The 8,774-nt window shown below is 61.1% G+C and carries 8 protein-coding genes; 5 read left to right on the top strand and 3 right to left on the bottom strand.

Annotated elements, in window-relative coordinates:
* Nucleotides 1–276: 276 nt before the first annotated feature.
* The 4 genes from ACIQ36_RS05600 to fghA all read left to right on the top strand — a co-directional run bounded on the left by ACIQ36_RS05600 (nucleotide 277) and on the right by fghA (nucleotide 4,973).
* On the top strand, nucleotides 277–771 hold the full coding sequence (locus ACIQ36_RS05600) for a hypothetical protein (protein WP_395826722.1): 495 nt from the start codon (nucleotides 277–279) through the stop codon (nucleotides 769–771).
* Nucleotides 772–978: 207 nt separating this feature from the next.
* Complete coding sequence (locus tag ACIQ36_RS05595; protein ID WP_395826720.1) at nucleotides 979–2,913, top strand: adenylate/guanylate cyclase domain-containing protein; 1,935 nt, start codon at nucleotides 979–981, stop codon at nucleotides 2,911–2,913.
* Nucleotides 2,914–3,015: 102 nt separating this feature from the next.
* Nucleotides 3,016–4,131 carry an S-(hydroxymethyl)glutathione dehydrogenase/class III alcohol dehydrogenase gene (locus tag ACIQ36_RS05590; RefSeq protein ID WP_395826718.1) on the top strand — a complete coding sequence of 372 codons (1,116 nt, stop codon included), beginning with the start codon at nucleotides 3,016–3,018 and terminating at the stop codon, nucleotides 4,129–4,131.
* A complete protein-coding gene (gene fghA, locus ACIQ36_RS05585) occupies nucleotides 4,131–4,973 on the top strand; it encodes an S-formylglutathione hydrolase (protein WP_395826716.1) in 843 nt (280 codons plus the stop codon). The genes ACIQ36_RS05590 and fghA overlap by 1 nt, the downstream gene beginning before the upstream one ends.
* A 59-nt stretch (nucleotides 4,974–5,032) precedes the next feature.
* Here fghA and ACIQ36_RS05580 read toward each other — a convergent pair whose 3' ends face one another.
* Nucleotides 5,033–6,376 (bottom strand): dicarboxylate/amino acid:cation symporter, encoded by a 1,344-nt coding sequence (locus ACIQ36_RS05580; RefSeq protein ID WP_395826715.1) that lies wholly within the window; start codon nucleotides 6,374–6,376, stop codon nucleotides 5,033–5,035.
* A 275-nt stretch (nucleotides 6,377–6,651) separates the two neighbouring features.
* Between ACIQ36_RS05580 and ACIQ36_RS05575 the strand changes: the two genes are divergently transcribed.
* Nucleotides 6,652–7,200 carry a cysteine hydrolase family protein gene (locus ACIQ36_RS05575; protein WP_395826713.1) on the top strand — a complete coding sequence of 183 codons (549 nt, stop codon included), beginning with the start codon at nucleotides 6,652–6,654 and terminating at the stop codon, nucleotides 7,198–7,200.
* On the opposite strand, the gene ACIQ36_RS05570 is transcribed toward ACIQ36_RS05575, so the two are convergent.
* Nucleotides 7,197–7,526, bottom strand: coding sequence for a type II toxin-antitoxin system HicB family antitoxin (locus ACIQ36_RS05570; RefSeq protein ID WP_395826711.1), 330 nt, complete (start codon nucleotides 7,524–7,526; stop codon nucleotides 7,197–7,199). The genes ACIQ36_RS05575 and ACIQ36_RS05570 overlap by 4 nt on opposite strands.
* Before the next feature lie 499 nt (nucleotides 7,527–8,025).
* Nucleotides 8,026–8,691 carry an OmpW family protein gene (locus ACIQ36_RS05565; protein WP_395826709.1) on the bottom strand — a complete coding sequence of 222 codons (666 nt, stop codon included), beginning with the start codon at nucleotides 8,689–8,691 and terminating at the stop codon, nucleotides 8,026–8,028.
* Nucleotides 8,692–8,774 lie beyond the last annotated feature (83 nt).

Below are 8,774 nucleotides of genomic sequence, written 5' to 3'. Positions count from 1 at the left end.
TTTTTCTGGATGGGGCTGGAGCCTCTTGGACATTATCGGAAAATATGATAGCAATATCAATAGGATATAATTTTCCGAGGGTGTCCGAGAAAGTCCCGAAAACCCTTAGTTCAACGGACTCCCCATCCGCCAAATTTTCTCGTAAGCGATTGAATTTGTTGAGAGTATTGGCTTTCTCAAAAAAGCTATTCCAGAAGCATTGCAATGAGAATTGCGGATTAACCGTAACGTGGCTTTTCTGGTTCCTTAGAAAAGCACCAACGGATTAAGACCGCCATGCTGAAAACCCTCCTGCGCCGCATAACGGCCATCGTTCTTGGCGCATTCGTGCTGCTGGAAGAACTCGCTTGGGGGCTGCTTGATGCCCTGCGCCGGGTTTTGGACCGGGCTTTCCCGCTAGAAGCGCTGCATCGCTGGTTGCGCCAGCGCTCCAAATGGGAAGCCTTAATTCTCTTCAGCCTTCTGTTGGGGATCGCCGAGGGCGGTAAGGTTGCCGCGCTTGGCCTGGTCAGCACGGGGCATCTATGGGTGGGGCTCGGCGTGCTGGTGGCGCTGAAAATGCTGGGCGGGTTGATGGTGGTCACGCTCTGGCGGGAATGCCGGTCGCAACTCCTGACCTTCACGATCATCGCCTGGGCGCATCGGCTCATTATAGAGTGGCGCGCGCGGGTTCATGGCTGGCTTGATCGACAACCCCTATGGCAGGCGGCCCGCGCGGGTATCAACGCCGCGCGTGCTTGGGCAAAGCGCTGGTGGGCGCGCTTGCGTTAAGCGGGGATTCGACGGGCGCCGTCGGCGTGCAACCGGTTCCAGTTTTCTCAAAAGCGGGCCGCGTCGGTGCCGCTCGCCCGCGCCAGCAGCATTTTATCGCCCTCGCCATGCTCGCTGAACCAAGGTGCTTTTAACGGTTATTTTTCGATATGTTAGGTCATAGTCCCTCCGCCGATGGCGCGTGGACACGACGATAGGATCTGGCGAATGCCCCCCAAACAGGCCCCAAGAACCATTGGAATCGCCGCCGCGCTTACGGCTGCGGTCGGCGCGCTAGTCGGGGCGGCGGTGATAGCCTCCCTCTTGCTCGGCTATCGCGGCGCTCGGCAGGCGAGCGACACGCTGATGGATGCCCGCGCGGCCGCAACCTTGGAGCAAACGGCGGGCTTTCTGCTCGCCGGGGTCGATGGGGTCGTAGACCTCGCCCAGGCGCTTCGGCAGGCGGTGGACGATGGCCGTCTTGAGCCGGGCACCCCCGCTTTTGCCGAGACGGTCTCGGTTCTCCTGAAAGCGGTTCCCCAAGCCGCGCGCCTGCGCGTGGCGACCCCCGGCCGGTTAACGCGCTGGACGGGGGCAGACCCGTATCATCCGACGCAAACGCCGCTCGATGCCGCCCTCCCCGGCCCTACCGAAGTGCCGCGCTGGCTGGCCCCGACGCTGGATACCGTCACGCAACAGCCGGAAATAGCGTTTGAAGCTCCTTTGCGCCGCGACGGGAAACCCTTAGGGCGGCTGACCGTCACGCTCACCCTTAACCAGCTTTCCACTTTCTTGCGCGATTTGCCCCGCCCCGCCGGGCAAGTGCCCTTCATTCTCTATGGCCGCGATCTGGTGGTTGCGCACCCCGCGTTGGCGGGACGGTCCTTGATGGAGCTGCCAACGCGGGCCCTGCTGGCCGACGCGCAGCTTGAGGCGTTTCCCGCCCTGTGGATGGAGGCCGACCGCACCGTGGGCCGGGTTCGCATGGCGGACGGCACGATTGCGGCCTGGCGCACGATGAACGCCGGAACCGATGAGCCTTGGGTAATCGGCTCCTACTATCAGGGTGATTTAATCGCCGATCAGCGCGCCGGGTTGATCGTTTTGGCCGCCCTCGGTGGGGTGATTCTATTGGGCGCGGTTGGCGCGGCCTGGGGACTGAGCGCCCGCTTCGCCCGCCCCATCGAAGCCTTGGCCGACGCCGCCCGCCAAATCGCGATTGATGGACCGGACGCCGCCGTTCCGCTGCCCCAATCGGGCCTGCGCGAGCTGCGCGCTGCAAGTGAGGCGTTTGCGACCATGCGGCACGGGCTCGCGGAGCGCGAGCAAATCCGCGATCTGTTCGGGCGCTATGTACCGCGCTCGGTGGTCGATGATCTGCTAACCCGCGATGGGGCGATTGGCATTCGCCCCGAACGCCGTACCGTCACCCCCCTGTTCACCGACCTTCAGGGCTGGACCAGCTTGGCCGAAACGCTTGCGCCCGAGCAAGTGACCGAGATTCTGAACGCCTATTTCGCCGCCCTCTCCGATGAAGTGACCGCCGCAGGGGGCATCATTATCGATTTTATCGGCGATTCCCTGTTCGCGCTCTTCGGTGCCCCCGATCATGCGCCCGATCACGCCGCGCGGGCGTTGCGGTGCGCGCTGGTGCTGGACCGCGTCGCCGAAAAATTCCGCCGAGAGCAGGCAGCGCGCGGCATCCGCTTGGGCGTAACCCGCATTGGCGTTCACAGTGGGCTTGCGACGGTCGGCAGTTTCGGCGCGGCGCATCGGTTGAAATATGATGCGGCGGGCGATGTGGTAAACGCCGCCTCCCGCTTAGAAGGCACCAATAAGGTCTTCGGCACGCGGGTATTGGTCAGCCGAAGCGTGCTCGACCAAACCCCGCCCGCGCCAGATTGGGCCGCCCGTCCCGTCGCTCAAGTGCGCGTGGTTGGCCGCGACTCTGACCTTGAACTGTGGGAAGTCTCGCCCGTCCCCGCGCCCTGGGGCGGTGATTGGGCCGATATTTACATTGCCCTTGCCACCAGCGCGGGCGACGCGCTCGCCCGGCTGATCGCCTATGCCGAGGCGAACCCGACCGATGGGGTTGCCGCCCGTCTTCTGCTCGAAGCCCGCACGGCAGGCCCCGGCGTCAAAATCGCCCTATCGGAGAAGTAACCGCCCGGCGAAAAGCGCGCCCGACGATAACATATTGCGACGCCCCGCCCCGGCCTTTACCTTTACGCCGCTATCTCTTGCTTGCCGGAAAGATCCCGCCCGATGAAATCCCGTGCCGCCGTTGCCTGGGCTGCCAATCAGCCGCTGACCATTGAAACCATCGAGATCGGCGGCCCCAAGGCGGGGGAAGTGCTGGTGGAGATTATGGCGACCGGCGTGTGCCATACCGATGCCTACACGCTCTCGGGCCTTGATTCCGAAGGCAAATTCCCCGCCATTCTCGGCCATGAGGGCGCGGGCATTGTGCGGGAGATTGGCGCGGGCGTGACCTCGGTGAAGGTGGGCGATCACGTCATTCCGCTCTACACCCCCGAATGCCGCCAGTGCAAAACCTGCCTGTCGCAGCGCTCGAACCTCTGCACCTCGATCCGCGCGACCCAAGGCCAAGGGCTGATGCCCGATAAAACCACGCGGTTTTCCTGCGAGCGCAGTTCGGAAATTTTTCACTATATGGGCTGCTCGACCTTCTCGAATTTTACGGTGCTGCCGGAAATCGCCCTGGCGAAAGTGCGGGAAGACGCGCCCTTCGATAAGATTTGCTACATCGGCTGCGGCGTGACGACGGGCATCGGCGCGGTGGTGTATACCGCGAAGGTTTGGGCCGGGGCGAATGTGGTGGTGTTCGGGCTCGGCGGCATTGGCCTCAACGTCATCCAAGGCGCGCGCATGGTTGGGGCCGATAAAATCATCGGCGTCGATCTCAACCCCAGCAAGGTCGACATGGCGAAGAAATTCGGCATGACCCATTTCGTGAACCCGGACGCGGTGGGCCGCGACAAGGTGGTGGAAGCCATCGTCGATATCACCGGCGGCGGGGCCGATTTCTCCTTCGAGTGTATCGGCAATATCCACACCATGCGGCAAGCGCTGGAATGCTGCCATCGCGGTTGGGGCGAGAGCATCATCATCGGCGTCGCCCCTTCGGGCACCGAAATTTCCACCCGCCCCTTCCAACTGGTCACGGGCCGCGTGTGGAAAGGCTCGGCCTTCGGCGGCGCGCGCGGGCGCACGGATGTGCCGAAAATCGTCGATTGGTACATGGACGGCAAAATCGATATCGACAGCCTCATCACCCACACGATGCCGCTCGATGAGATCAACACCGCCTTCGACCTGATGCACGAAGGCAAATCCATCCGCTCGGTGGTGGTCTACTAATGGCGCTGGAACGGCTTTCCCAGGCGAAATGCTTCGGCGGCACCCAGGCCACCTATCAGCATTCTTCGGCGGAAACAGGAACGGCGATGCGTTTCGCCGTCTTCACCCCGCCCCAGGCGGCACACGGGCCGGTGCCGGTTCTGTGGTTCCTCGCGGGCCTCACCTGCACGGAAGAAAATTTTACCGTGAAGGCCGGGGCGCAGCGGGTGGCCGCCGAGTTGGGCCTGATGCTGATCGCCCCCGACACCTCCCCCCGCGGCGAGGGCGTGCCGGACGATGCCGAAAAAGCCTATGACTTCGGCCTCGGCGCGGGCTTCTATGTGGATGCCACCGAAGCGCCCTGGGCGCAGCATTACCGCATGCGGTCTTATTTAGAGACGGAACTCACGGCCCTGGTGGCTGCGGAATTTCCCGCCGATATGACCCGGCAAGGCATCAGCGGCCATTCGATGGGCGGGCACGGAGCGCTGACCATTGCCCTGCGCAACCCCGCCCGCTTCCGCTCCGTCTCCGCCTTCGCCCCCATCGTTTCGCCGCTGAACTGCCCCTGGGGCGAAAAAGCCCTGACCGGCTACCTCGGCCCGGATCGGGCGGCGTGGCGCGCCTATGATGCCTGCGCGCTGATCGACGACGGCGCACGGGTGCCCGAGATTTTGGTCGATCAAGGCACCGCCGACAGTTTTCTGACCACGCAACTCAAGCCGGAACTCCTGGAAGCCGCCTGCGCGAAAGCAGGCCAGCCGCTGACCCTGCGACGGCAGGAAGGCTACGACCATTCCTACTTCTTCATCGCCAGCTTTATTGCTGAACATTTGGCGTGGCATGGGGCGCGGTTGAAATAAAAAGAATGCCGGTGTCAGAAATCGACACCGGCATTCTGAAAAACCTGTCTAATCAGCCGCTATTCCGCCGCCGTCCGGCTCTCCGCCCCCGTCGTCAGCGCCGTCTCGATATCCGACGGGTCGATGTTCCGCGACAAGGCCTTGTTCAGCTTGTCGCGGTCCAATTCGCCTTCCCACCAGGCGACGACGACCGTCGCGACGCCATTGCCGCAGAGGTTGGTGATGGCGCGGCATTCGCTCATGAATTTATCGATGCCGAAGACAATCGCCATGCCGGGCACCAGTTCCGGGCGAACGGCGGCGAGGGTTGCGGCGAGGGTGATGAAGCCCGCGCCGGTAATCCCGCTTGCGCCTTTCGAGGTCAGCATCGCCACCAGCAGGATCGTCACCTGTTCGCCGAAGCTGAGGTGAACGCCCATCGCCTGCGCCACGAACAGGGTCGCCAGCGTCATATAGATATTGGTGCCGTCGAGGTTGAAGGAATAGCCCGTGGGCACCACCAGCCCCACCACCGACTTGGAGCAGCCGAGGCGTTCCAGCTTTTCCATCAACTGCGGCAGCGCGCTTTCCGACGAAGAGGTGCCGAGGACGATCAGCAACTCGTCCTTAATATACCCCAGGAAGCGGAAAATGCTGAAACCCGCGATCCGCGCGATAAGGCCGAGTACGACGAAGACGAACAGCGCCGCCGTGACATAGAAGGTGGCGATCAGCCCCAGCAGATTGCCCAGGGCAGCGGGGCCGTATTTGCCGATGGTAAAGGCCATCGCGCCGAAAGCGCCAATCGGGGCGGCTTTCATGATAATGGCAATAACGCCGAAGACGGCGTGGGCGGCATCATCGATAAAGCCCCGCATTGTCTTGCCCCGGTCGCCTAAGAACATCAGCGCAAAACCGAAGAGAATGGCGGCCAGCAGCACTTGCAGCACGTCGCCCTTGGCAAAAGCACCAATCAGCGAATCCGGGATAATGCCCATCACGAAATCGATGGTCTTCATTTCGCCCGCCTGCTTGGCAAAGCCTGCCGTTGCGGCGGCATCGACCTTGGTGCCGACAAACCCCGCGCCGGGCTCGACGATGTTACCGACCAAAAGCCCGAGCACCAGGGCGAAGGTGGAGACGACTTCGAAGTAAAACAGCGCCTTCAGGCCAACGCGCCCCACTTTGCTCGCGTCTTGAATATGGGCGATGCCCGAAACCACGGTGCAGAAGATGATCGGGGCAATCATCATCTTGATGAGTTTTACAAACCCATCCCCCATCGCTTTGATCCAGGGGTTCTGGGCAAAATCCGGGGCAAGAATGCCGACCAGCGCGCCAAGTACGATGGCGACGAGGACTTGTACATAGAGTTGACGATAGAAGGGTTTGCGCGGCTGGGCCTGCGCGCTTGCAATAGCCATTGAGGTTTCTCCCATCCTCTCGATTCTTTTTCGGACGCCCGAGGAATAGAGGCGCACCAAAATTGAGCCGACTGTGACAGGAATAAGGCCGCCTACTATTGTGGACATCCGCAAATCCGCGTGGGATCTTGCCCTATTGTGGAAAATCCTGATGGCAAACTTCACAGGTCTTTTGCGGTTATCCGTAACAGCGCATGGGTATTCTGCCGGGTCTTGCCCAGATCGGCTAAACTATGCTGAGGTGACGGCCTTACTCGCTACCGAAGGCCCTCGCCATGACCACCCCCAACGCCGCGCTGCTGCTCATCGATTTTCAGCAGGCGGTGTTCGATACCCCCGTCGCCGCCGAGGCCGAAATTATTCTGGAGCGGCTCGCCCGCCTAAAGGACGCCGCGCGTAAGGCAGGCCTGCCCGTGATTATGGTGCAGCATGAGGAGGCAGGCACGAGTTTCGAACGCGACACCCCAAGCTGGCAGTGGCCCGCCGCCATCGCGCCGCGCGACGGCGAGCATCTGGTCGCAAAAGAAAGCTGCGACGCGTTTTTGGGCACCGAGCTTGCGGCCCTGCTCACCCGCCTGGGCGTGACCGATATTTATGTGTGTGGCTATGCGACCGAATTTTGCATCGACACCAGCGTGCGCCGCGCGGCCAGTGAAGGCTACCGCGTCCAGGTCATCGCCGACGCCCAAACCACGCGCAACCGCCCGCACCTGCCCGCCGCCGCCATCCGCCAGCATCATCTCTGGGTTTGGGAGGGTATGAGCGTGAAGGGTAATCCGATTGGGATTACGCAGACAGACGCGGTGCTGGGCCGTTGGCTCTAGCCCAGCAGTTTACTGTTGATTAAGCGATTGAGCGATACTTGGGCTTCGGTCGCTTCGATCACCAAACGCCGGTGAATTTCCGGTGTCGTCCGCACTTGAAATTTCCCCGAGTATCGCCGCAAGGAGATGGGCTCCGGCACGGGCTCACCCGCAGCCGCCATTTCAACGACGGTTTCCCGCACGAGTTTGCGGATACCCCGGAACGTTTCGTCTTCGTCCGCATCAAGCCAGGAGAGGCTTGGAAACTCGGCGCACGTCCCAACAAACTCTTCATCTTCAGCCGACCATCCGACACGGTACGTATAGCGATCAGCGACCATCGTCATCCTCTCCCTTCCCCTGGAGCAATAATCGATCAATTGCGGCAAGAACCTGCTTCACTTGATAAATCTTTGCCTTGCCACCCTTTCCTCGCTGTATATTCACGCGAGGATCACCCTGCCACGATGTCTTAAACACACAATGGCTTGTCGCGCTTTAGCGCGGCGGACCGAAATAATATTCACAGACCTTTTTAGCGTCTTCATGCCGTATATTCTGGGGTGAAATCTTCATCTGCCCGACAATAGCGTCAATCTCTTTTGGCATTCAAAACCTCCCCAGAACCACCCGAAACCGGCCAAGCCGCCCGGAAAGAGAATCACCCCCATTTCAATACTGATTCAAATTATTGGTATCATTATTGATACTGTCAAGCCTGAGCATTCCAATGACCCGAACCAGAGCCACCAATTCGCCCATAAAAAAACCCGCCCCCGAGATAACTCGGAGACGGGTAGAGACCCTGCTTTGGGATAGGGAATCGGTATCAGCAGGGATCGCGCGTTAGAACTTATAGCCAATCCCAATCCCGACGATCCACGGATCGATATCCACTTTCGCCGTGGTCGGAATGGCTTTTGCGGCCGACACATGGGCCGTGGTCTTCAAGAAAATCTTCTTCACGTCGAGATTGGCGTACCAATTGCCGGTAATATTCACATCCACCCCGGCTTGCAGGGCGTAGCCAAAATTATCGTCGTAGCGAATGCCGGAATGCTGCGAGCCGTTCTTAGCGTCGTAGAAAATCGTATAGTTGATGCCCGCGCCGACATAGGGGTTGATGCGCTCGTTGGGCAGGAAATGCCACTGCGCCGTCAAGGTTGGCGGCAGCAGCCGGACCGTTCCCATATGCGTATCGCCAACGACCGAGCCTTTATCGGTAACGCTGTGGCGCGAGGTGCCCGCGATCAACTCCAGCGAAAAATTCGGCGTGACGAAATAGGAGAAATCGACTTCCGGAATAAAATCATTGCTGATGTCGACCTTGCCGCCCACCGGCGCGCTAACTTTGCTCGACACATCCGGCAGCACGCCGAGGCCGCGCACGCGCACCATGAAATCGCCCGCCTTAAAGGTTGCCGGTGCGGGATCGGCGGCCTGCACGCCGGTTGCGCCCAGCAGAAGAACCGCGAGCGCGGCGGCTTTGGTGAAACCCGATTGAAGTGCCATCGTCTAACCCCTTGTTTCGATGGTGAGGCAGGCCCCCTTGGGGCGCGCCGTGTTGGGGGCAGACTAGGCTTCGGGGGATGGGC

It is taken from the genome of Elstera sp. (genome assembly GCF_044372965.1).
In the GTDB taxonomy this organism is placed as follows: Bacteria; Pseudomonadota; Alphaproteobacteria; order Elsterales; family Elsteraceae; genus Elstera.
This window is presented reverse-complemented; position numbering and strand designations above follow the sequence as displayed.

What these genes read in the sequence shown, in the direction of transcription:
- ACIQ36_RS05570 (WP_395826711.1), bottom strand. Translation starts at nt 7,526, where the DNA reads ATGACGATGGTCGCTGATCGCTATACGTACCGTGTCGGATGGTCGGCT.
- fghA (WP_395826716.1), top strand. Translation starts at nt 4,131, where the DNA reads ATGGCGCTGGAACGGCTTTCCCAGGCGAAATGCTTCGGCGGCACCCAG.
- ACIQ36_RS05600 (WP_395826722.1), top strand. Translation starts at nt 277, where the DNA reads ATGCTGAAAACCCTCCTGCGCCGCATAACGGCCATCGTTCTTGGCGCA.
- ACIQ36_RS05590 (WP_395826718.1), top strand. Translation starts at nt 3,016, where the DNA reads ATGAAATCCCGTGCCGCCGTTGCCTGGGCTGCCAATCAGCCGCTGACC.
- ACIQ36_RS05580 (WP_395826715.1), bottom strand. Translation starts at nt 6,376, where the DNA reads ATGGCTATTGCAAGCGCGCAGGCCCAGCCGCGCAAACCCTTCTATCGT.
- ACIQ36_RS05565 (WP_395826709.1), bottom strand. Translation starts at nt 8,691, where the DNA reads ATGGCACTTCAATCGGGTTTCACCAAAGCCGCCGCGCTCGCGGTTCTT.
- ACIQ36_RS05575 (WP_395826713.1), top strand. Translation starts at nt 6,652, where the DNA reads ATGACCACCCCCAACGCCGCGCTGCTGCTCATCGATTTTCAGCAGGCG.
- ACIQ36_RS05595 (WP_395826720.1), top strand. Translation starts at nt 979, where the DNA reads ATGCCCCCCAAACAGGCCCCAAGAACCATTGGAATCGCCGCCGCGCTT.